The following is a 21,691-nucleotide window of genomic DNA, read 5'->3' as shown; positions in this document are numbered from 1 at the left end:
TTCGGTGCGTCAAGCGTGCGTGCCGGGCGTCGCGACGCCGCGGAGATCCATCAGAAGGGCCCTAGCCGGGGAGCCGACCCGCAAAAGGATCCACGGCCTTCCCATTGGCCCTTGCTGTGGACTGGTCCGCTCGCGTTTCCTCGGTGTTCGCAGAAACCCTCTTTCGACGAGTGAGGTCACCCGTGTCCACCATCGACAACCAGGCCCCCGAGACCGGCACCGCCCGCGTGAAGCGCGGTATGGCCGAGCAGCTCAAGGGCGGCGTGATCATGGACGTCGTCACGCCGGAGCAGGCGAAGATCGCCGAGGACGCGGGCGCCGTCGCCGTCATGGCCCTGGAGCGGGTCCCGGCCGACATCCGCAAGGACGGCGGCGTGGCCCGGATGTCCGACCCGGACATGATCGAGGGCATCATCGAGGCCGTCTCCATCCCGGTCATGGCCAAGTCCCGCATCGGCCACTTCGTCGAGGCCCAGGTCCTGCAGTCCCTCGGTGTCGACTACATCGACGAGTCCGAGGTCCTCACCCCGGCCGACGAGGTCAACCACTCCGACAAGTGGGCCTTCACCACCCCCTTCGTCTGCGGTGCGACCAACCTGGGCGAGGCCCTGCGCCGCATCGCCGAGGGCGCCGCGATGATCCGCTCCAAGGGCGAGGCCGGCACCGGCAACGTCGTGGAGGCCGTCCGTCACCTGCGCCAGATCAAGGGTGAGATCGCCAAGCTGCGCGGCTGTGACAACAACGAGCTGTACGCCGCCGCCAAGGAGCTGCGCGCCCCCTACGAGCTGGTCAAGGAGGTCGCCGAGCTCGGCAAGCTCCCGGTGGTCCTGTTCTCCGCCGGTGGCGTCGCCACCCCGGCCGACGCCGCGCTGATGCGCCAGCTCGGCGCCGAGGGCGTCTTCGTCGGCTCCGGCATCTTCAAGTCCGGCGACCCGGCCAAGCGCGCCGCCGCCATCGTCAAGGCGACCACCTTCTACGACGACCCGAAGATCATCGCGGACGCGTCCCGCAACCTCGGCGAGGCCATGGTCGGCATCAACTGCGACACCCTCCCCGAGGCCGAGCGCTACGCGAACCGGGGCTGGTGATGACCACTCCCGTCGTAGGAGTGCTGGCGCTCCAGGGCGACGTACGGGAGCACCTCGTCGCCCTGGCCGCGGCCGACGCCGTGGCCAGGCCGGTGCGCCGCCCCGAGGAACTCGCCGAGGTGGACGGCCTGGTCGTACCGGGCGGCGAGTCCACCACCATCTCCAAGCTGGCCGTCCTGTTCGGCGTGATGGACCCGCTCCGCGCGCGCGTGCGGGCCGGCATGCCCGTCTACGGCACCTGCGCGGGCATGATCATGCTCGCCGACAAGATCCTCGACCCGCGTTCGGGTCAGGAGACGATCGGCGGCATCGACATGATCGTGCGCCGCAACGCCTTCGGGCGGCAGAACGAGTCGTTCGAGTCGGCGGTCGACGTGCGCGGCATCGACGGCGATCCTGTAGAGGGCGTCTTCATCCGGGCCCCCTGGGTCGAGTCCGTGGGCGCCGACGTCGAGGTGCTCGCCGAGCACGACGGCCACATCGTCGCGGTCCGCCAGGGCAACGCGCTCGCCACGTCCTTCCACCCGGAACTGACCGGCGACCACCGGGTGCACGCCCTGTTCGTCGACATGGTGCACGCGAACCGGGCGACGGAGTCCTAGTAGGATCTCTGGCGTTCGTTGTTCGGATGGGTTACGCGAAGGAGACAGGCAGATGTCCGGCCACTCTAAATGGGCTACGACGAAGCACAAGAAGGCCGTGATCGATGCCAAGCGCGGCAAGCTCTTCGCGAAGCTGATCAAGAACATCGAGGTCGCGGCCCGGATGGGCGGCGTCGACATCGAGGGCAACCCGACCCTCTACGACGCCATCCAGAAGGCCAAGAAGCAGTCGGTCCCGAACAAGAACATCGACTCCGCGGTCAAGCGCGGCGGCGGCCTGGAGGCCGGCGGCGCCGACTACGAGACGATCATGTACGAGGGCTACGGCCCGAACGGCGTCGCGGTCCTCATCGAGTGCCTCACCGACAACCGCAACCGCGCCGCCTCGGACGTCCGGGTCGCCATGACCCGCAACGGCGGCTCCATGGCCGACCCGGGCTCGGTGTCGTACCTCTTCAACCGCAAGGGTGTCGTCATCGTCCCCAAGGGCGAGCTGACCGAGGACGACGTGCTCGGCGCGGTGCTGGACGCCGGCGCCGAGGAGGTCAACGACCTGGGCGAGTCCTTCGAGGTGCTCAGCGAGGCCACCGACCTGGTCGCCGTCCGCACCGCCCTCCAGGACGCCGGGATCGACTACGACTCCGCCGAGGCCAACTTCGTCCCCACCATGCAGGTCGAACTGGACGAGGAGGGCGCCAAGAAGATCTTCAAGCTGATCGACGCCCTCGAGGACAGCGACGACGTCCAGAACGTCTTCGCCAACTTCGACGTCAGCGACGAGGTCATGGAGAAGGTCGACGCGTAGCGCCGCCGCGGGCTGCACGGACGCAACGGGCCGACGGGACACACCCGTCGGCCCGTCGCCATGTCGGCCGTTGTCGGTGGCACCCGCTAGCCTGCACAAACAGGTGACCGAAGGGAGGGGGGCAAGGTGCGCGTACTGGGGGTGGACCCCGGGCTGACCCGGTGCGGTGTCGGTGTCGTCGAAGGCGTCGCCGGGCGGCCGCTCACCATGGTCGGCGTGGGGGTCGTACGGACGCCCGTGGACGCCGAGCTCGCTCATCGCCTCGTCGCCATCGAGCAGGGCATCGAACAATGGCTGGACGAGCACCGGCCCGAGTTCGTCGCCGTGGAGCGGGTGTTCAGCCAGCACAACGTACGGACCGTGATGGGCACCGCCCAGGCCAGCGCCGTCGCCATGCTGTGCGCCGCCCGCCGGGGCATCCCCGTCGCCCTGCACACCCCCAGCGAGGTCAAGGCCGCCGTCACCGGCTCGGGCCGCGCCGACAAGGCCCAGGTCGGCGCCATGGTCACCCGGCTGCTCCGGCTCAGCTCCCCGCCCAAGCCCGCCGACGCCGCCGACGCCCTCGCGCTCGCCATCTGCCACATCTGGCGCGCCCCCGCCCAGAACCGACTCCAGCAGGCCGTGGCCCTGCACGCAGCCAACGCAACGAAAGGCCGTACGGCATGATCGCCTTCGTCAGCGGCCCGGTCGCCGCCCTCGCCCCGGACTCCGCGGTCGTCGAGGTCGGAGGGATCGGCATCGCCGTCCAGTGCTCGCCCAACACCCTGTCCGGGCTGCGGACCGGCCAGCCGGCCAAACTCGCCACGTCGCTGGTGGTGAGGGAGGACTCGCTCACCCTGTACGGCTTCGCGGACGACGACGAACGCCAGGTCTTCGAACTGCTCCAGACCGCGAGCGGCGTCGGCCCCCGGCTCGCCCAGGCGATGCTCGCCGTGCACAGCCCCGACGCACTGCGCCGCGCGGTCGCCACGGGGGACGAGAAGGCGCTCATCGCCGTCCCCGGCATCGGCAAGAAGGGCGCCCAGAAGCTGCTCCTCGAACTGAAGGACCGGCTCGGCGAACCGATCGGCGCCCCCGCGGTCGGCGCGCCCGTCACCCAGGGCTGGCGCGACCAGCTGCACGCCGCCCTGATCGGCCTCGGTTACGCGACCCGGGAGGCCGACGAGGCCGTCACCGCGGTCACCCCGCAGGCCGAGGCGGCGGGCGGCACCCCCCAGGTGGGGCAGCTCCTGAAGGCCGCCCTCCAGACCCTCAACCGCGCCCGCTGACCCACCACCGCTGAGGCACATCACTTATGAACTGGGACGACACGACCGACACCGGCGCCGACACGGAGCGGCTGGTGGGCGCCGTCGCCGACCGTGAGGACCAGGCCGTCGAGGCCGCCCTGCGCCCCAAGGACCTGGGCGAGTTCATCGGCCAGGAGAAGGTCCGCGAGCAGCTCGACCTGGTGCTGCGCGCCGCACGCGCGCGGGGCGCCACCGCCGACCACGTCCTGCTCTCCGGCGCGCCCGGCCTGGGCAAGACCACCCTCTCGATGATCATCGCGGCGGAGATGGGCGCCCCGATCCGCATCACCTCGGGCCCCGCCATCCAGCACGCCGGCGACCTGGCCGCCATCCTCTCCTCCCTCCAGGAGGGCGAGGTCCTCTTCCTCGACGAGATCCACCGCATGTCGCGGCCCGCCGAGGAGATGCTCTACATGGCGATGGAGGACTTCCGGGTCGACGTCATCGTCGGCAAGGGCCCCGGCGCGACCGCGATCCCTCTCGAACTGCCCCCGTTCACCCTGGTCGGCGCCACCACCCGGGCGGGGCTGCTGCCGCCGCCGTTGCGCGACCGCTTCGGCTTCACCGCGCACATGGAGTTCTACGAGCCGCACGAGCTGGAGCGGGTCGTGCACCGCTCGGCGAACCTCCTGGACGTCGAGATCGAGCCGGCCGGCGCCGCCGAGATCGCCGGCCGCTCCCGCGGCACGCCCCGTATCGCCAACCGGCTGCTGCGCCGCGTCCGCGACTACGCGCAGGTCAAGGCCGACGGACTGATCACCCGCGACATCGCGCACGCGGCCCTCGCCGTCTACGAGGTGGACGAACGCGGCCTCGACCGGCTCGACCGCGCGGTCCTGCAAGCCCTGCTCAAGCTGTTCGGCGGCGGCCCGGTCGGCCTCTCGACGCTCGCGGTCGCGGTGGGGGAGGAGCGCGAGACGGTCGAGGAGGTCGCCGAGCCCTTCCTGGTCCGCGAGGGCCTTCTCGCCCGCACCCCGCGCGGCCGCGTCGCGACCCCCGCGGCCTGGGCCCACCTGGGCCTGACCGCGCCACGCGGAGCGGCCGGCGGAGGCGGCCAGCAGGACCTGTTCGACAGCTGACCCGGCCCCGGCGGACCGGTCGGGCGCCGTGCAGGCTCCGCCGGTCGTCCGCCAGGCCTCGGCGGCAGACGTGATCGCTTCGTGACGGCGGGGCATTGGCGGGGGCAGGAACCCAGGTGCCATGCTGAGCGTTGTTCCATGCGCGCGGACTCGCTTAGACTCCGCCGATGCCGCCTTTGCGGGCGGCGCCGAGCACACCCCCATCATCCAGGCCGCTCACCGCCGCGGCTGTGCGAAGGAAACCCCGTCCCGTGAATAGCTTGCCTCTTCTCGTGTTCATCGTCCTCATCGCGGCCATGTTCCTGATGACGCGTTCCACCAGGAAGCGCCAGCAGCAGGCCAAAGACATGCGGAACGAGCTCCAGCCCGGAAACGGTGTCCGCACGATCGGGGGCATGTACGCGACGGTCAAGGAAGTCAGCGAGGACACCGTCCTCCTCGACGCCGGTCCGGGAGTCGAGCTTCTCTTCGCGAAGAACGCGATCGGCGCCGTTCTCACGGACGACGAGTACAACCGCATCGTGCACGGTATCGAGCACGACCTGAAGTCCGACTCCGACGTCGTCCCGGACGACGCCTCCTCCCTCACCGAGACCGACGACGAGTCTGCCGACGCTGCCGCCGCCTCCGACGACAAGGCCGTCGACCTCGGGAAGAAGGACGCGACCGAGGGCGGTGTCGAGGAGAGCGCCGAGGCCAAGGCCGACGAGGCCGGGACCACCGAGGCGAAGGCGGGCGAAGAGCCGAAGAAGACCGACGGCGACTCCGACGCGAAGTAGCCGCGCCCCGGGGAGCGGTGCGCGCACCACGCGCGCACCTCGCACCCCGGGCGCGTCTGTTTCCCGCACGGGATCCCGACACCATGTCATGGCCGACCGCGCTGCCGACCAGGCGCACGGCGGCCCGAGAGGGAGTACGAGAAGGTGGCAGCACCTAAGAGGGGCCGGAGCGCGAGCGCCCAGAGCAGGCCAGGGCGCTCGCTGGCCCTGATCCTGATCGCCATCGTGGCGCTGACCGGAGGGATGTTCGCCTCCGGGAACACCACGCCGCGTCTCGGCATCGACCTGGCCGGTGGTACGAGCATCACGCTCCAGGCGCGCAACGAGCCGGGCCAGCCGAACGCGATCAACAAGGCCAACATGAACACCGCGGTCGAGATCATGAACCGCCGTGTCAACGGCCTCGGTGTGTCCGAGGCGGAGGTGCAGACCCAGGGGACGAGCAACATCATCGTCAACATCCCCAAGGGCACCAACTCCGAGGAGGCCCGCCAGCAGGTCGGCACCACCGCCAAGCTGTACTTCCGCCCGGTCCTGGCCAGCGAGCCCAGCACCGGTGCCGCGCCGAGCGCCTCTCCGAGCGCGTCCTCCAGCGGCAGCTCCAGCGCCTCCCCGAGCGCCTCCCCGTCGAGCAGCGCGCCCCAGAAGGCGAGCGGGTCGTCCTCCGCGTCCCCGTCGTCCTCCGCCACCTCCCAGGGCCGCGCCGTCACCGACGCCCTGAAGGCCGGCTCGACGCCGTCCGCCTCGGCGAGCGCCTCCTCCTCGGCCAAGGCGTCCGCGAGCCCCTCCGCCTCCTCCTCGGCTTCCGCCGCGGCCTCCAAGCTGCAGGCCGAGTACGCCGCGCTGGACTGCTCCAAGAAGTCGGCTCAGACCACCGCCGGCAAGACCGCCAAGCCGACCGACCCCACCGTGGCCTGCGGCAAGATCTCCGGTGTCTGGTACAAGTACGTGCTCGGCCCGGCCGCCGTCGACGGCACCGAGGTCAAGAAGGCCCAGGCCGTCTTCGACACGCAGGGCGCCGCCGGCTGGCAGGTCCAGATGACCTTCACCGGCAGCGGAGGCAAGAAGTTCGCGGACGTCACCGCCGCACTGGCCAAGAACCAGCAGCCGCAGAACGAGTTCGGCATCGTCCTGGACGGCGAGGTCGTCTCCAGCCCGTACGTCAGCCAGTCCATCACCGGCGGCCAGGCGGAGATCTCCGGCAGCTTCACCCAGACGGAGGCCCAGAGCCTCGCCAACATGCTGTCGTACGGCGCGCTCCCGCTCTCCTTCAAGGAGCAGAGCGTCACCACCGTGACCGCCGCGCTCGGCGGCGAGCAGCTGCACGCGGGTCTGATCGCGGGCGCGATCGGCCTGGCCCTGGTCATCATCTACCTGCTGGCCTTCTACCGCGGTCTTTCGGTCGTGGCCATCCCCTCGCTGCTGGTCTCCGCGATCCTCACGTACGTGATCATGGCGCTGCTCGGCCCCGCGATCCACTTCGCGCTGAACCTGCCGGCCGTCTGCGGTGCGATCGTCGCGATCGGTATCACGGCGGACTCGTTCATCGTGTTCTTCGAACGCATCCGGGACGAGATCCGCGAGGGCCGCACGCTGCGTCCCGCCGTCGAGCGGGCCTGGCCGCGGGCCCGGCGCACCATCCTGGTCTCCGACTTCGTGTCGTTCCTGGCCGCCGCCGTGCTGTTCATCGTGACCGTCGGCAAGGTCCAGGGCTTCGCGTTCACGCTCGGCCTGACCACCGTGCTCGACGTGGTCGTCGTCTTCTTCTTCACCAAGCCGCTGATGACGATCCTCGCCCGGCGCAAGTTCTTCGCGAACGGCCACAAATGGTCCGGGCTCGACCCGAAGGGCCTGGGCGCCAAGCCGCCGCTGCGCCGCACCCGCCGTCCCGCCGGCCCCGCCGCCGGCCCTGTCGACCCGAAGGAAGCGTGAGCGATGTCGAAACTCGGCAACCTCGGCGCCCGACTCCACCGCGGCGAGATCAGCTACGACTTCGTCGGCAAGCGCAAGATCTGGTACGGCGTCTCCATCCTGATCACCATCACGGCCATCGTCGGCCTGGCGGTGCGCGGCCTGAACATGGGCATCGACTTCCAGGGCGGCGCCGTCTTCACCACCGGGAAGACCACCGTCTCGGTGACCCAGGCGGAGACCTACGCGAAGGAGGCCTCCGGCCACGACGCGGTCGTGCAGAAGCTCGGCACGGGCGGTCTGCGCATCCAGATCGCGGGCATGGACACCAGCAAGTCGGACGCGGCCAAGGTCGCGCTGGCCAAGGACATGAACGTGGACCCCGAGTCCATCGCCGCCGACCTGGTCGGGCCCAGCTGGGGTGACGAGATCGCCAACAAGGCCTGGGAGGGCCTCGCGATCTTCATGATCCTCGTGGTGATCTACCTGGCGATCGCCTTCGAGTGGCGCATGGCCGTCGCGGCCCTGGTCGCGCTGATCCACGACATCACGATCACGACCGGCATCTACGCCCTGGTCGGCTTCGAGGTCACGCCCGGTACGGTCATCGGTCTGCTGACGATCCTCGGTTACTCGCTCTACGACACGGTCGTCGTCTTCGACAGCCTCAAGGAGCAGACCAAGGACATCACCAAGCAGACCCGCTTCACCTACAGCGACATCGCCAACCACTCGATCAACGGCACCCTGGTCCGTTCGATCAACACCACGGTCGTCGCGCTGCTCCCGGTCGCCGGCCTGCTGTTCATCGGCGGCGGCTTCCTCGGCGCGGGCACGCTCAACGACATCTCGCTGTCGCTGTTCGTCGGTCTCGCCGCCGGTGCCTACTCGTCGATCTTCATCGCCACGCCGCTCGTCGCCGACCTCAAGGAGATGGAGCCGCAGATGAAGGCGCTGAAGAAGCGCGTCCTCGCCAAGCGGGCGCAGTCGTCCGCCGAGGAGGAACTGGCCGGGGCCCGGGGCGCCGGCGAGGACTCGGACGACGCCGCACCGGCCGTCGTCGGCCCGCGCAACCAGCCGGCGTCCCGCACCCGCGGGAGCCGCGGCCGTCCCTCCGGGAAGCGCCGATGAGCGACCTCAAGGAGCTGCTGCTCAGCCGCATCCGGGACGTCGAGGACTACCCGGAGGAGGGCGTGATGTTCAAGGACATCACGCCGCTGCTGGCCGACGCGGCCGCGTTCACCGCGCTCACCGACGCCCTCGCCGGGATCGCCGCGCGCACCGGCGCCACCAAGGTCGTCGGCCTGGAGGCCCGGGGCTTCATCCTCGGCTCCCCGGTCGCCGTCCGCGCCGGCCTCGGCTTCATCCCGGTCCGCAAGGCGGGCAAGCTCCCCGGAGCCACCCTGCGCCAGGCCTACGAGCTGGAGTACGGCTCCGCGGAGATCGAGGTGCACGCCGAGGACATCGGCGCGGACGACCGAATCCTGATCGTCGACGACGTGCTGGCCACCGGCGGCACCGCCGAGGCCTCGATCGAGCTGATCCACCGCGCGGGCGCCGAGGTCGCGGGCGTCGCGGTCCTCATGGAGCTGGCCTTCCTGAGCGGCCGGGCCCGCCTGGAGGCCGCGCTCAAGGGCGCTCCCCTGGAGGCCATACTCACCGTCTGAGCGGAGTTCCGGGCTCGAAGCAGCCCCGGGTGCGGCCTCACGTCCGCACCCGGGGCTGTGCCGTGGGACCCGCGAGGCCTCCCAAGCGGAAGCCGGGAATCCGGCGGGAGCCCTCCGCGTTGACGTCCGGGCGGCCGTTCGGACGGGCTCCGCACGTTCGGGGGCGGCCGGATCGCTACCATGGTTGTCCGGGGCCTGACTGGGGGACCCGGATCGCGCACGAGGAGTCCTCTTGCCAGACGAGGCCCAGCACCTGACCGCCGCCAAGCCCGAGCCCGCCTCGGCAGCCGCGGCGAAGCCCGCGCCGAACACACCGCACGCGAAGAACGACGCCCGCGGACCGGTGGAGCACGCCCAGTCCGCGCCCGTCGACAAGTCGGCCGAGCAGTCGCGCCCCAAGCCGGCCCCGGCCGAGCGCCCCGAGACGACGCCCATGGCCCGTCCCAACGCCGGCACACCCCCGCGCACCGGCTCCTCCAACCGCGTCCGCGCCCGTCTGGCCAGGCTCGGCGTGCAGCGCGCCAACCCGTACAACCCGGTCCTGGAACCGCTGCTGCGCATAGTCCGCAGCAACGACCCCAAGATCGAGAACGCCACGCTGCGCCAGATCGAGCGCGCCTACCAGGTCGCCGAGCGCTGGCACCGCGGCCAGAAGCGCAAGAGCGGCGACCCGTACATCACGCACCCGCTCGCGGTCACCACCATCCTCGCCGAGCTGGGCATGGACCCGGCGACCCTGATGGCGGGCCTGCTGCACGACACCGTCGAGGACACCGAGTACGGCCTGGAGGACCTGCGCCGCGACTTCGGCGACGTGGTCGCGCTGCTCGTCGACGGCGTCACCAAGCTGGACAAGGTCAAGTTCGGTGAGGCCGCGCAGGCCGAGACCGTGCGCAAGATGGTCGTCGCCATGGCCAAGGACCCGCGCGTCCTGGTCATCAAGCTCGCCGACCGGCTGCACAACATGCGCACCATGCGCTACCTCAAGCGCGAGAAGCAGGAGAAGAAGGCGCGCGAGACCCTGGAGATCTACGCGCCGCTCGCCCACCGGCTGGGCATGAACACCATCAAGTGGGAGCTGGAGGACCTCGCGTTCGCGATCCTCTACCCCAAGATGTACGACGAGATCGTACGGCTGGTCGCCGAGCGGGCGCCCAAGCGCGACGAGTACCTGGCCATAGTGACCGACGAGGTCCAGTCCGACCTGCGCGCCGCCCGGATCAAGGCGACCGTCACCGGCCGGCCGAAGCACTACTACAGCGTCTACCAGAAGATGATCGTCCGCGGCCGGGACTTCGCGGAGATCTACGACCTGGTGGGCATCCGCGTCCTGGTGGACACCGTCCGCGACTGCTACGCGGCCCTGGGCACCGTCCACGCGCGCTGGAATCCGGTTCCGGGGCGCTTCAAGGACTACATCGCGATGCCCAAGTTCAACATGTACCAGTCGCTGCACACGACGGTCATCGGCCCCAACGGCAAGCCGGTCGAGCTCCAGATCCGCACGTTCGACATGCACCGCCGGGCCGAGTACGGCATCGCCGCGCACTGGAAGTACAAGCAGGAGGCGGTCGCCGGCGCCTCCAAGGTCCGCACCGACGTGCCGAAGTCGTCCGGCAAGGGCAAGGACGACCACCTCAACGACATGGCCTGGCTGCGGCAGCTGCTGGACTGGCAGAAGGAGACCGAGGACCCCAGCGAGTTCCTGGAGTCCCTGCGGTTCGACCTGTCCCGCAACGAGGTCTTCGTCTTCACCCCCAAGGGCGACGTCATAGCGCTCCCGGCGGGTGCCACCCCGGTGGACTTCGCGTACGCGGTGCACACCGAGGTCGGCCACCGCACCATAGGGGCGCGGGTCAACGGCAGGCTCGTACCCCTCGAATCGACCCTCGACAACGGCGATCTGGTGGAGGTCTTCACCTCCAAGGCGACCGGTGCCGGCCCCTCCCGCGACTGGCTCGGCTTCGTCAAGTCGCCCCGCGCCCGCAACAAGATCCGGGGCTGGTTCTCCAAGGAGCGCCGGGACGAGGCGATCGAGCAGGGCAAGGACGCCATCGTCCGCGCGATGCGCAAGCAGAACCTGCCGATCCAGCGCATCCTCACCGGCGACTCGCTGGTCACCCTCGCGCACGAGATGCGCTACCCGGACATCTCCTCGCTGTACGCGGCGATCGGCGAGGGCCACGTGGCCGCGCAGAACGTCGTGCAGAAGCTGGTGCAGGCACTCGGCGGCGAGGAGGCGGCCACCGAGGAGATCGACGAGGCGGTACCGCCGAGCCGCGGGCGTCGCAGCAAGCGCCGCAGCAGCCAGGACCCGGGCGTGGTCGTGAAGGGCGTCGACGACGTCTGGGTCAAGCTGGCCCGCTGCTGCACCCCGGTTCCCGGCGACCCGATCATCGGGTTCGTCACGCGCGGCAGCGGCGTCTCGGTCCACCGCAGCGACTGCGTCAACGTGGAGTCGCTGTCACGTGAGCCCGAGCGCATCCTCGACGTCGAGTGGGCGCCCACCCAGTCCTCGGTCTTCCTGGTCGCCATCCAGGTCGAGGCGCTGGACCGCTCCCGGCTGCTCTCGGACGTCACCCGCGTCCTGTCCGACCAGCACGTCAACATCCTCTCCGCGGCCGTCCAGACCTCCCGCGACCGGGTGGCCACCTCCCGCTTCACCTTCGAGATGGGCGACCCCAAGCACCTGGGCCACGTCCTGAAGGCCGTACGGGGAGTGGAGGGCGTCTACGACGTCTACCGGGTGACGTCGGCACGCAGCCGCTCCTAGGGGGCGGCTGGCCGGCACGCAGCCGCTCCTGGGGGCGGGCGGGATACCGCACGACGCCGAGAGGGGCCCCGTACGTCGCGTACGGGGCCCCTCTCGGCGTCGTCGTGGTTTCTAGCCGCCGAACTCCTGAAGGCCCTTGAGAGCCTGGTCCAGGAGCGCCTGGCGCCCCTCCAGCTCACGCTGGAGCTTCTCCGCCTTCGACGTGTTGCCCTGGGCGCGCGCCTGCTCGATCTGTGCCTCCAGCTTGTCCACGGCGGCCTGCAGCTGACCGGTCAGACCCGCGGCACGCGCGCGTGCCTCCGGGTTGGTCCGGCGCCACTCGGCCTCCTCGGCCTCCTGGATGGCCCGGTCGACCGTGTGCATCCGGCCCTCGACCTTGGGACGGGCGTCCCGCGGCACATGACCGATGGCCTCCCAGCGCTCGTTGATCGAACGGAAGGCGGACCGCGCGGCCTTCAGGTCGGTGATCGGCAGCAGCTTCTCGGCCTCGGCTGCCAGTTCCTCCTTGAGCTTCAGGTTCTCGGTCTGCTCCGCGTCGCGTTCGGCGAAGGCCGAGCCACGAGCCGCGAAGAACACGTCCTGGGCGCCGCGGAAGCGGTTCCACAAGTCGTCCTCGTGCTCGCGCTGGGCGCGGCCCGCGGCCTTCCACTCGGCCATCAGCTCGCGGTAGCGGGCCGCCGTCGGACCCCAGTCCGTCGAACCGGACAGCGACTCCGCCTCGGCGACCAGCTTCTCCTTCGCCTTGCGGGCGTCCTCGCGCTGCGCGTCGAGCTGCGCGAAGTGCGCCTTGCGCCGCTTGGAGAACGCCGAGCGGGCGTGCGAGAAGCGGTGCCACAGCTCGTCGTCCGACTTGCGGTCGAGACGCGGCAGGCCCTTCCAGGTGTCCACCAGGGCCCGCAGCCGCTCACCGGCGGCCCGCCACTGGTCGGACTGGGCCAGCTGCTCCGCCTCGACGACCAGGTCCTCCTTGGCCTGCCGGGCCTCGTCGGACTGCTTGGCCCGCTGCGCGCGGCGCTCCTCGCGACGCGACTCGACGGTCTTCACCAGCTCGCCGAGCCGGGTGCGCAGCGCCTCCAGATCACCGACCGCGTGGTGCGCCTCCACCTGCTCGCGCAGATGGTCGATGGCGGCCTGGGCGTCCTTCGCGGACAGGTCGGTGGTCTTCACTCGCTTTTCGAGGAGGCCGATCTCGACAACCAGGCCTTCGTACTTGCGCTCGAAGTAGGCCAGCGCCTCCTCAGGGGAGCCGGCCTGCCAGGAACCGACGACCTGCTCGCCGTCGGCCGTACGCACGTACACGGTCCCCGTCTCGTCGACGCGGCCCCACGGGTCGCTGCTCACAGCGCCTCCTCCACATGATGCCTGCGAAGGGCCTCAGCGCCCCCGGGCATCGTCCACAGTTTCGTCACGGCCAACATAGGCGACCGGCGGGTGGCCTGTCCGCATCCCGCGCGACCGAAATTTCGCACTTGGTGGTCAGGATTTGGTGACCGTGGCCTTGTTGATCACGACCGTCGCGTTCGGCGCTCCGTCGCCCTGGCCGGTGCTCTCGCCCGCCGCGGCGATCTTCTTCAGGACCTTCATCCCGGCCGCGTCGATCGTGCCGAACGGGGTGTAGCTGGGCGGCAACTGGCTGTCCTGGTAGACCAGGAAGAACTGGCTGCCGCCGGTGTGCTTCTGGCCGGTGTTGGCCATCGCGACCGTACCCGCCGGGTAGACACCGCCCTTCAGGCTTTTGTCCTTCAGGTTCTCGTCAGGGATCGTGTACCCCGGGCCGCCGCTTCCGGTCCCCGTCGGGTCGCCGCACTGCAGCACGTAGATGCCGTTGGTGGTGAGCCGGTGGCACTTCGTGTGGTCGAAGAAGCCCTTCGCGGCCAGGAAGTCGAACGAGTTCACCGTGTGCGGGGCCGCCGACGTCTTCAGCGCGATGCCGATGTCACCGCACGTCGTCGCCAGCTTCATGGTGTAGCCGGCGGACGTGTCGATCGTCATCGCCGGCTCCTTCTTCCAGCTCAGCTTCTTCACCGAGCCGGCCGCCGCCTTCGCGCACGGGTCCGGTGCCTTGCTGGGGGAGGCGGAGGCGCTGGGAGTCGTCTCCGAGCTGGCGTTCGCCTTGTCGTCGTTGTTCTTCAGCACACCGGTCGTGTACAGCGCCACACTGCCGATCACGATCACGCCGAGCACGGACGCGATCACGGAGTTGCGCATGCGTGCCTTGCGTCGTGCGCTGGTGCGCCGCTGCTGCTGCCGCAAGAACTTCTCCCGGGCGAGCTGACGCCGCCGCTGCTCCTGGCTGACCACCGGGTTCTCTCCTCATGCGTGTCGAATGCCGACCGGTACGCGTGCGTGCTGTGCGTCTTGTGAGCCGACCACTGCGTGTAGCCCCGTACCGTATATGGGTTCGCTGAGGAAACGGCAGCGCCGGTAGGCTCTGGACCACAGCTGGTAGCCGCCCGAATCGACACAACGAAGGACGATCGTGCTCATTGCCGGGTTCCCCGCCGGGGCCTGGGGGACGAACTGTTATCTCGTCGCCCCCGCCGCCGGTGAGGAGTGCGTGATCATCGACCCCGGCCACCAGGCCGCCGAAGGCGTCGAGGAAGCGCTCAGGAAGCATCGGCTCAAACCCGTCGCCGTCGTCCTCACCCACGGCCACATCGACCATGTGGCCTCGGTCGTCCCCGTGTGCGGAGCGCACGACGTACCGGCCTGGATCCACCCGGAGGACCGGTACATGATGAGCGACCCCGAGAAGGCGCTCGGCCGGTCCATCGGCATGCCGCTCATGGGCGAGCTCACGGTGGGGGAGCCGGACGACGTGTTCGAACTGGCCGACGGCGCGCGGCTGGAGCTCGCCGGACTCGGATTCTCCGTCGCGCACGCGCCGGGCCATACCAAGGGGTCGGTGACCTTCCAGATGCCGGAGACGGCCGAGATCCCCTCGGTCTTCTTCTCGGGCGATCTGCTCTTCGCCGGCTCCATCGGACGCACGGATCTGCCGGGCGGCTCCATGGACGACATGCTGGCCTCGCTGGCCCGTGTCTGCCTGCCGCTCGACGACTCCACCGTGGTGCTGTCCGGCCACGGCCCCCAGACGACCATCGGCCAGGAGCGCGCCACCAACCCGTATCTGCGGCAGGTGGCCGCCGACGGCCAGGGAGCACCCCGGGCTCCCCGACGAGGAATGTGACGAGAGACCTTCCGTGAGCACCTTTCAGGCCCCCAAGGGCACGTACGACTTGATTCCGCCCCGGTCCGCGAAGTTCCTCGCGGTGCGCGAGGCGATCGCCGGACCTCTGCGGAACTCCGGCTACGGCTACATCGAGACGCCCGGCTTCGAGAACGTCGAGCTCTTCGCGCGCGGTGTCGGCGAGTCCACCGACATCGTGACCAAGGAGATGTACGCCTTCGAGACCAAGGGCGGCGACAGGCTTGCCCTGCGCCCGGAGGGCACCGCCTCGGTCCTGCGCGCCGCTCTCGAGGCGAACCTGCACCGGCAGGGCAACCTCCCGGTCAAGCTCTGGTACTCCGGCTCGTACTACCGGTACGAGCAGCCGCAGGCGGGCCGCTACCGCCACTTCTCCCAGGTCGGTGCCGAGGCGATCGGTGCCGAGGACCCGGCCCTGGACGCCGAGCTGATCATCCTCGCCGACCAGGCGTACCGCTCGCTGGGCCTGAGCAACTTCCGCATCCTGCTCAACAGCCTCGGCGACAAGGAGTGCCGCCCGGTCTACCGGGCCGCGCTCCAGGACTTCCTGCGCGGTCTGGACCTCGACGAGGACACCCTGCGGCGGGCCGAGATCAACCCGCTGCGTGTCCTGGACGACAAGCGCGAGTCGGTCCAGAAGCAGCTGGGCGACGCGCCCCTCCTGCGCGACTACCTCTGCGACGCGTGCAAGGCGTACCACGAGGAGGTCCGTGAGCTGATCACGGCCGCGGGCGTCTCCTTCGAGGACGACCCGAAGCTGGTCCGCGGCCTCGACTACTACACGCGTACCACCTTCGAGTTCGTCCACGACGGCCTCGGCTCCCAGTCCGCGGTGGGCGGCGGCGGCCGCTACGACGGCCTGTCCGAGATGATCGGCGGCCCCGCGCTGCCGTCGGTGGGCTGGGCCCTCGGTGTCGACCGCACGGTCCTGGCCCTGGAGGCCGAGGGCGTGCAGCTGGACATCCCGTCCGCGACCAGCGTCTTCGCGGTGCCGCTCGGCGAGGAGGCCCGCCGGGTCCTCTTCGCGAAGGTCACGGAGCTGCGCCGGGTCGGTGTCGCGGCGGACTTCTCCTACGGCGGCAAGGGCCTCAAGGGCGCCATGAAGAACGCCAACCGCAGCGGGGCCCGCTACGCGATCGTCGCCGGCGAGCGCGACCTCGCCGAGGGCGTCGTCCAGCTGAAGGACATGGAGTCCGGGGAGCAGACGGCGGTGGGCGTGAACGAGATCGTGGCCGAGCTGGAGTCGAGGCTGGGCTGAGCCCCGGGGAGTGAGGGGGCGTACGGCTCCCTCACTCCAGCAGGCCCAGCCGCATCGCGCAGGTGACCGCGGCGGTCCGGTCGTCCACGCCGAGCTTGGCGAACGCCCGCAGCAAGTGGGTCTTCACCGTCGACTCGCCGATGAACAGCCGGCGTCCCGTCTCTGCGTTCGTACAGCCCTCGGCGACCAGGCGCAGCACCGCCACCTCCCGCCCGGACAGGCGCGGGCGCTCCGGCTTGACCCGCAGCCGGTCGACCAGGAGCGCCGCGACCGACGGCGCCAGCACCGTCTCCCCGCGCGCCGCGGCCCGCACCGCGCCGGCCAGTTCGTCCCGGGGCAGGTCCTTGAGCAGGTAGCCCGCCGCACCCGCCTCCACTGCCCGCAGGATGTCCCGGTCGTTCTCGTAGGTGGTCAGCACGACGACCCGGCAGCGCAGACCCGCCTCGGTCATCCGGAGGATCGAGTCGACGCCCCCGCCGCCCGGCATACGCAGGTCCATCAGTACGAGATCCGGGTCCAGTTCGGCCGCCAGCGCCTCCGCCTGCGGCCCGTCGGACGCGTCGGCGACCACCTCCAAGTCCGGTTCGGCGCTCAGCATCGCGCGCAGCCCCTCCCGTACGACGGGATGGTCGTCGGCGAGCACGATCCGGATCACAGCGGACCACCTCCGAGGGGCAGCCGCACCGTCACCGTCGTACCGTCACCCGGCGCGCTGCGTACCGTCGCCGTACCGCCCGCCTCCGCGGCCCGGGCCCGCAGCCCCGCCAGACCGTAGCCGGAACACGCGGCATCCGGGTCGAACCCGCGGCCGTCGTCGTGGACGGCGACGGTGAGCGCCTCGTCCGTGTAGCTGACGCGGATGGCGACCGGCACGGAACTCCCCGCGTGCTTGCGCGCGTTGGTCAGACCCTCCTGGCAGGAACGCAGGGCGACCACCTCGGCGCCGGCCGGCAGCGGCCGTACCGGACCCGTCACCTCCAGCGTGGCTGCCCCGTGCCGGTCCACCAGCCGGCGCAGTGCGTCCGGCAGCGACGCGCCGGCCAGGTCAGCGGGCGCGCCCCCGGCGACGAGGGCGCGCGCCTCGGCGAGGTTCTGCCGGGCGGTCCTGTTCATCAGGGCCAGGTGACGGCGGGCCTGCGGCAGGTCGTGGTCCAGCTCCGCCTCCACCGCCTGCCCCAGCATCAGGAGGCTGGTGAAGCCCTGCGCGAGGGTGTCGTGGATCTCGCGCGCCATGCGTTCGCGTTCGGCGAGCGCACCGTGCGCCGCCGACAGCCGCGCGACCTCGTGCCGGCTCGCGTCCAGCTCCGCGATCAGCGCGGCCCGTTCCGCGCTCTGCTCGATGATCCGGATGATCCAGCCGCCGATCACCACGGAGAAGACCAGACTCACCAGCGAGGACAGGGAGTTGGCGAACAAAACGGTCGGCTCCGGCCGCCACAGCAGAGCCCACCCCGCTACCGGAGCCAGATTGATCACGGTGACCGCGACCAGCGCCGGGCGCCTGCGCAGGGTCATGAAGCACTGCGGAATCAGCGCGAACGACATCAGCCGGGCCTCGCCGACCAGCACCGCCGACGGCAGGTAGAGGGCCGTCGCGCCGGCGAGATAGCGCACCGCGGGTCGCTCGTCCGGCTCCTCCTGCTGGATCAGCGCCCGCCCGACCAGTACGCGGCCGGCGGCATCGGGGTGCCCCGTAGCCGGCGCAGCACCTTCTCGTCGCGTTCGACCGCGATCGAGATCCCCAGCGACTGGAAGCTCGTCGACATGATCCCCGAGGCCATCATGGCCGGCACGTACAGCTGGGAGGCGGTGACGCCTTCCCGGTCGTCCTCCTCTTCCTGTTCGCGTCGATCTTCCACGACGACGCCAAGGGCAGCGCGAAGGTGAAGACCACCTGGTCGCGCTGGCGGAAGAACTGCCGGATCTCCGGCGCGCCCCGGCGCAGTCCGATCGTCCAGGCGCCCGGCAGGCGTTCCGCGTCCTCACGGGTCCGCGCGGGCGCGGCGGTCGTCGTGGTCATCGTGCGGCCTCCTGACCGGTCAGACGGAGGTAGACGTCCTCCAGGGAGGGGCGGCTCACCCGCAGCCCCGGGATCTCGCCGTCGAAACGGTCCATGAGCCCGGCGACCGTCTTCGTCGGGGTCTGCGTGTGCTCCGCGCGCATGGTGCCGTCCGGTTCCGTCCACTCGACGGTGGCGCCGGTGCCGTGGAGGTTCCGGAGCGTCTGCGGCTCACCCTCGGCGACGACCCGGCCGCGGGCGACGATCGCCAGCCGGTCGGCGAGTGCCTCCGCCTCCTCCAGGTAGTGGGTGGTCAGGAGGATCGTCGTGCCCTCGTCCGCGAGCAGCCGGACCAGGTCCCAGAACCCGCGCCTGGCGGCCGGGTCGAAGCCGGTCGTCGGCTCGTCCAGCAGGAGCAGCTCCGGATCGCCGATCACACCGAGCGCGACGTCCAGGCGGCGGCGCTGGCCACCCGACAGGGCCTTGATCCGGCTGTCCGCCTTGGTCTGGAGACCGACAAGGCCGATGACCCGCTCGGGATCGCGCGGCCTCGGGTAGTAGTGCGCGAAGTGCCGTACGGTCTCGCGGACCGTCAACTCGGCGGGCGCCGATTCGTCCTGCCAGACGATTCCCAACCGGCACCGCCACGCGCGCGTGCCCGTCGCCGGGTCGGCGCCCAGGACCGAGACCTCGCCCGCGTCCCGGGACCGGTTGCCCTGGAGGATCTCCACCGTGGTGCTCTTGCCCGCCCCGTTGGGTCCGAGCAGGCCGAACACCTCGCCGCGCCGTATGCCCAGATCTATGCCGTCCACCGCGGTCACGTCGCCGTACCGCTTGCGCAGCCCCCGGACGTCCACCGCGAGTTCGTTCGCGTGTGCTGTCATGCCCCGAGCCTCGACCGGAACCGAGCCTTTCGGGACGACCGTGCGTACTTCCTTATGTCCATCGAACGGTGGACAGGAGGCCTCGTGCGGCACAATGGCCCCTGCCCGAAGAAGTTCCAACTCTCAAACACACGGAATCGGCGTGATGAGCAAGACGACAGTCAAGGACGTCTCCACGGAACCCGAGCCCGAGAACGCCTCCGCAGCACCGCGCACGGAGGGCGGCAGTCTCGCCTTCGCCCTGCTGCTGATCATCACCGGCGCCGCCGGGCTGCTGGCCGCGTGGGTCATCACGATCGACAAGTTCAAGCTGCTGGAAGCCAAGGTCGAGGGCAAGACCTTCACCCCCGGGTGCAGCCTCAACCCGGTCGTCTCCTGCGGCAGCGTCATGGAGTCCAAGCAGGCCGCCGCCTTCGGCTTCCCCAACCCGATGCTCGGGCTGGTCTGCTACGGCATCGTCGTCTGCGTCGGCATGAGCCTGCTGGCCCGTGCCCGCTTCCCCCGCTGGTACTGGCTGACCTTCAACTTCGGCACGCTCTTCGGTGTGGCTTTCTGCACCTGGCTGCAGTTCCAGTCCCTGTACCGGATCAACGCGCTGTGCCTGTGGTGCTCGCTGGCCTGGGTCGCCACGATCACCATGTTCTGGTACGTGACGTCCTTCAACATCCGCAAGGGCTTCCTGCCGGCGCCGAACTGGCTCAAGTCGTTCTTCGGCGAGTTCACCTGGGTGCTGCCGGTCGTGCACATCGGCATCATCGGCATGCTGATCCTGACCCGCTGGTGGGACTTCTGGACCAGCTGACGGCCCCGGCGGGATTGTCAGTGCCGTGATTTAGGGTTTCAGCGTGGAACCCGACCTGTTCACCGCCGCCGCAGAAGAACGCCAGGAGAAGGACCCCGCCGGCAGTCCCCTGGCGGTGCGGATGCGCCCCCGCACCCTCGACGAGGTGGTGGGCCAGCAGCACCTCCTGAAGCCGGGGTCCCCGCTGCGCAGACTGGTCGGCGAGGGGTCCGGCGGCCCGGCAGGGCCGTCCTCCGTGCTCCTCTGGGGCCCACCCGGCACGGGCAAGACGACCCTCGCGTACGTCGTCTCCAAAGCCACCGACAAGCGGTTCGTGGAGCTCTCGGCGATCACCGCCGGCGTCAAGGAGGTCCGCGCGGTCATCGACGGCGCCCGCCGCGCCACCGGGGGATACGGCAAGGAGACCGTCCTCTTCCTGGACGAGATCCACCGCTTCAGCAAGGCCCAGCAGGACTCCCTGCTCCCCGCGGTCGAGAACCGCTGGGTGACCCTGATCGCGGCCACCACCGAGAACCCGTACTTCTCGGTGATCTCCCCGCTCCTGTCCCGCTCCCTGCTCCTGACTCTCGAACCGCTCACCGACGACGACGTCCGCGGCCTGCTGCGCCGGGCGCTCACCGACGAACGCGGCCTCAAGGGCGCCGTCACCCTCCCCGAGGACACCGAGGACCACCTGCTGCGGATCGCCGGCGGCGACGCCCGCCGTGCCCTGACCGCCCTGGAGGCCGCCGCCGGCGCCGCCCTCGACAAGGGCGAGACGGAGATCGCACTGCGGACCCTGGAAGAGGTCGTCGACCGGGCGGCGGTGAAGTACGACCGCGACGGTGACCAGCACTACGACGTCGCCAGCGCCCTCATCAAGTCCATCAGGGGCTCCGACGTCGACGCGGCCCTGCACTACCTGGCCCGGATGATCGAGGCCGGCGAGGACCCCCGGTTCATCGCCCGCCGCCTGATGATCTCGGCCAGCGAGGACATCGGCCTCGCCGACCCGAACGCGCTGCCCACAGCCGTGGCCGCCGCCCAGGCCGTCGCCATGATCGGCTTCCCCGAGGCGGCCCTCACCCTCAGCCACGCCACCATCGCCCTCGCCCTGGCCCCCAAGTCCAACTCCGCGACCACCGCGATCGGGGCCGCCCTGGAGGACGTCCGCAAGGGACTGGCCGGACAGGTGCCCCCGCACTTGCGCGACGGCCACTACAAGGGCGCCGCCAAGCTGGGGCACGCCCAGGGGTACGTGTACCCGCACGACCTGCCCGAGGGCATCGCCGAGCAGCAGTACGCCCCGGACACCGTCAAGGACCGCGAGTACTACACCCCGACCCGGCACGGCTCCGAGGCGCGCTACGCCGACGCCGTCGAGTGGACCAGGAAGCACCTCGGTCGCAGGCGGTCCTGAGCAGCCTGTAGACTGCCCCGAAGCGCCGAGTCCCGCGCAGTCAGAGCGGGACAACCGGCCGGAACCCCCGCGAGGGGGCTCCAGGAGCGTCGCGCACCGTCGAACGGTGTCGCGGGCAGCCCACCACCCTCCGTCGCGCACAGGCGAC

At 70.5% G+C, this 21,691-nt stretch carries 20 protein-coding genes and 1 pseudogene; 15 read left to right on the top strand and 6 right to left on the bottom strand.

Annotated elements, in window-relative coordinates:
- Nucleotides 1–182 precede the first annotated feature (182 nt).
- From pdxS to AB0958_RS35950, 11 genes are all read left to right on the top strand, one after another.
- The gene (gene pdxS, locus AB0958_RS36000; RefSeq protein ID WP_132889256.1) at nt 183–1,088 is read left to right on the top strand and encodes a pyridoxal 5'-phosphate synthase lyase subunit PdxS; all 906 of its coding nucleotides are present in this window, start codon (nt 183–185) and stop codon (nt 1,086–1,088) included.
- Nucleotides 1,088–1,690, top strand: a complete 603-nt coding sequence (pdxT, locus tag AB0958_RS35995) for a pyridoxal 5'-phosphate synthase glutaminase subunit PdxT (RefSeq protein ID WP_366894678.1) — start codon at nt 1,088–1,090, stop codon at nt 1,688–1,690. The genes pdxS and pdxT overlap by 1 nt, the downstream gene beginning before the upstream one ends.
- A 52-nt stretch (nt 1,691–1,742) precedes the next feature.
- Complete coding sequence (locus AB0958_RS35990; protein ID WP_365789634.1) at nt 1,743–2,495, top strand: YebC/PmpR family DNA-binding transcriptional regulator; 753 nt, start codon at nt 1,743–1,745, stop codon at nt 2,493–2,495.
- Between the two features lie 126 nt (nt 2,496–2,621).
- Nucleotides 2,622–3,161, top strand: a complete 540-nt coding sequence (ruvC, locus tag AB0958_RS35985) for a crossover junction endodeoxyribonuclease RuvC (protein ID WP_366894677.1) — start codon at nt 2,622–2,624, stop codon at nt 3,159–3,161.
- Complete coding sequence (gene ruvA / locus AB0958_RS35980) at nt 3,158–3,763, top strand: Holliday junction branch migration protein RuvA (RefSeq protein ID WP_366894676.1); 606 nt, start codon at nt 3,158–3,160, stop codon at nt 3,761–3,763. The genes ruvC and ruvA overlap by 4 nt, the downstream gene beginning before the upstream one ends.
- A 26-nt stretch (nt 3,764–3,789) precedes the next feature.
- Nucleotides 3,790–4,863 carry a Holliday junction branch migration DNA helicase RuvB gene (gene ruvB / locus AB0958_RS35975; protein WP_366894675.1) on the top strand — a complete coding sequence of 358 codons (1,074 nt, stop codon included), beginning with the start codon at nt 3,790–3,792 and terminating at the stop codon, nt 4,861–4,863.
- Between the two features lie 251 nt (nt 4,864–5,114).
- Nucleotides 5,115–5,642: a preprotein translocase subunit YajC gene (gene yajC / locus AB0958_RS35970; RefSeq protein ID WP_366894674.1), complete on the top strand. Its 528-nt coding sequence runs from the start codon at nt 5,115–5,117 to the stop codon at nt 5,640–5,642.
- Between the two features lie 144 nt (nt 5,643–5,786).
- Nucleotides 5,787–7,574 carry a protein translocase subunit SecD gene (secD, locus tag AB0958_RS35965; RefSeq protein WP_366894673.1) on the top strand — a complete coding sequence of 596 codons (1,788 nt, stop codon included), beginning with the start codon at nt 5,787–5,789 and terminating at the stop codon, nt 7,572–7,574.
- Nucleotides 7,575–7,577: 3 nt separating this feature from the next.
- The gene (gene secF, locus AB0958_RS35960; RefSeq protein ID WP_366894672.1) at nt 7,578–8,684 is read left to right on the top strand and encodes a protein translocase subunit SecF; all 1,107 of its coding nucleotides are present in this window, start codon (nt 7,578–7,580) and stop codon (nt 8,682–8,684) included.
- A complete protein-coding gene (locus AB0958_RS35955; protein WP_366894671.1) occupies nt 8,681–9,220 on the top strand; it encodes an adenine phosphoribosyltransferase in 540 nt (179 codons plus the stop codon). Before secF ends, AB0958_RS35955 begins: the two co-directional genes overlap by 4 nt.
- A 232-nt stretch (nt 9,221–9,452) precedes the next feature.
- Nucleotides 9,453–11,993, top strand: a complete 2,541-nt coding sequence (locus AB0958_RS35950; protein WP_366894670.1) for a bifunctional (p)ppGpp synthetase/guanosine-3',5'-bis(diphosphate) 3'-pyrophosphohydrolase — start codon at nt 9,453–9,455, stop codon at nt 11,991–11,993.
- Between the two features lie 111 nt (nt 11,994–12,104).
- Here the strand turns inward: AB0958_RS35950 and AB0958_RS35945 are convergent, their stop codons facing one another.
- A complete protein-coding gene (locus tag AB0958_RS35945; protein WP_366894669.1) occupies nt 12,105–13,334 on the bottom strand; it encodes a DUF349 domain-containing protein in 1,230 nt (409 codons plus the stop codon).
- Between the two features lie 135 nt (nt 13,335–13,469).
- The gene (locus AB0958_RS35940) at nt 13,470–14,294 is read right to left on the bottom strand and encodes a peptidylprolyl isomerase (RefSeq protein ID WP_366894668.1); all 825 of its coding nucleotides are present in this window, start codon (nt 14,292–14,294) and stop codon (nt 13,470–13,472) included.
- Between the two features lie 178 nt (nt 14,295–14,472).
- Here AB0958_RS35940 and AB0958_RS35935 point away from each other — a divergent pair, with 178 nt between their 5' ends.
- Together AB0958_RS35935 and hisS are read left to right on the top strand one after the other, a co-directional pair.
- Nucleotides 14,473–15,183 carry an MBL fold metallo-hydrolase gene (locus AB0958_RS35935; protein WP_366894667.1) on the top strand — a complete coding sequence of 237 codons (711 nt, stop codon included), beginning with the start codon at nt 14,473–14,475 and terminating at the stop codon, nt 15,181–15,183.
- Nucleotides 15,184–15,196: 13 nt separating this feature from the next.
- Nucleotides 15,197–16,459, top strand: a complete 1,263-nt coding sequence (hisS, locus tag AB0958_RS35930) for a histidine--tRNA ligase (protein ID WP_366894666.1) — start codon at nt 15,197–15,199, stop codon at nt 16,457–16,459.
- A 31-nt stretch (nt 16,460–16,490) separates the two neighbouring features.
- On the opposite strand, the gene AB0958_RS35925 is transcribed toward hisS, so the two are convergent.
- From AB0958_RS35925 to AB0958_RS35910, 4 genes and pseudogenes are all read right to left on the bottom strand, one after another.
- Nucleotides 16,491–17,114: a response regulator transcription factor gene (locus AB0958_RS35925; protein WP_366894665.1), complete on the bottom strand. Its 624-nt coding sequence runs from the start codon at nt 17,112–17,114 to the stop codon at nt 16,491–16,493.
- Nucleotides 17,111–18,127, bottom strand: a pseudogene (locus tag AB0958_RS35920) (sensor histidine kinase); the annotation flags it as partial. The gene AB0958_RS35925 and the pseudogene AB0958_RS35920, both read right to left, overlap by 4 nt.
- A 112-nt stretch (nt 18,128–18,239) precedes the next feature.
- Nucleotides 18,240–18,479, bottom strand: coding sequence for a hypothetical protein (locus AB0958_RS35915; protein ID WP_366894680.1), 240 nt, complete (start codon nt 18,477–18,479; stop codon nt 18,240–18,242).
- A complete protein-coding gene (locus AB0958_RS35910) occupies nt 18,476–19,342 on the bottom strand; it encodes an ABC transporter ATP-binding protein (RefSeq protein ID WP_366894664.1) in 867 nt (288 codons plus the stop codon). Before AB0958_RS35910 ends, AB0958_RS35915 begins: the two co-directional genes overlap by 4 nt.
- Nucleotides 19,343–19,487: 145 nt before the next feature.
- Here AB0958_RS35910 and AB0958_RS35905 point away from each other — a divergent pair, with 145 nt between their 5' ends.
- Nucleotides 19,488–20,144, top strand: a complete 657-nt coding sequence (locus tag AB0958_RS35905; RefSeq protein WP_366894663.1) for a vitamin K epoxide reductase family protein — start codon at nt 19,488–19,490, stop codon at nt 20,142–20,144.
- Nucleotides 20,145–20,187: 43 nt separating this feature from the next.
- Nucleotides 20,188–21,543, top strand: a complete 1,356-nt coding sequence (locus AB0958_RS35900; RefSeq protein ID WP_366894662.1) for a replication-associated recombination protein A — start codon at nt 20,188–20,190, stop codon at nt 21,541–21,543.
- Nucleotides 21,544–21,691: the final 148 nt, after the last annotated feature.

This window comes from Streptomyces sp. NPDC006655 (assembly GCF_040703965.1).
GTDB lineage: Bacteria > Actinomycetota > Actinomycetes > Streptomycetales > Streptomycetaceae > Streptomyces.
Note: the sequence above shows the minus strand (reverse complement) of the source record. Positions and strands in the feature narration are given on the sequence as shown.

Bases quoted from the DNA above. Each gene is read 5' to 3' on its own strand.
- ruvB (WP_366894675.1), top strand. From the start codon at position 3,790: ATGAACTGGGACGACACGACCGACACCGGCGCCGACACGGAGCGGCTG.
- pdxT (WP_366894678.1), top strand. From the start codon at position 1,088: ATGACCACTCCCGTCGTAGGAGTGCTGGCGCTCCAGGGCGACGTACGG.
- AB0958_RS35910 (WP_366894664.1), bottom strand. From the start codon at position 19,342: ATGACAGCACACGCGAACGAACTCGCGGTGGACGTCCGGGGGCTGCGC.
- AB0958_RS35905 (WP_366894663.1), top strand. From the start codon at position 19,488: ATGAGCAAGACGACAGTCAAGGACGTCTCCACGGAACCCGAGCCCGAG.
- AB0958_RS35990 (WP_365789634.1), top strand. From the start codon at position 1,743: ATGTCCGGCCACTCTAAATGGGCTACGACGAAGCACAAGAAGGCCGTG.
- AB0958_RS35955 (WP_366894671.1), top strand. From the start codon at position 8,681: ATGAGCGACCTCAAGGAGCTGCTGCTCAGCCGCATCCGGGACGTCGAG.
- AB0958_RS35915 (WP_366894680.1), bottom strand. From the start codon at position 18,479: ATGACCACGACGACCGCCGCGCCCGCGCGGACCCGTGAGGACGCGGAA.
- ruvA (WP_366894676.1), top strand. From the start codon at position 3,158: ATGATCGCCTTCGTCAGCGGCCCGGTCGCCGCCCTCGCCCCGGACTCC.
- secF (WP_366894672.1), top strand. From the start codon at position 7,578: ATGTCGAAACTCGGCAACCTCGGCGCCCGACTCCACCGCGGCGAGATC.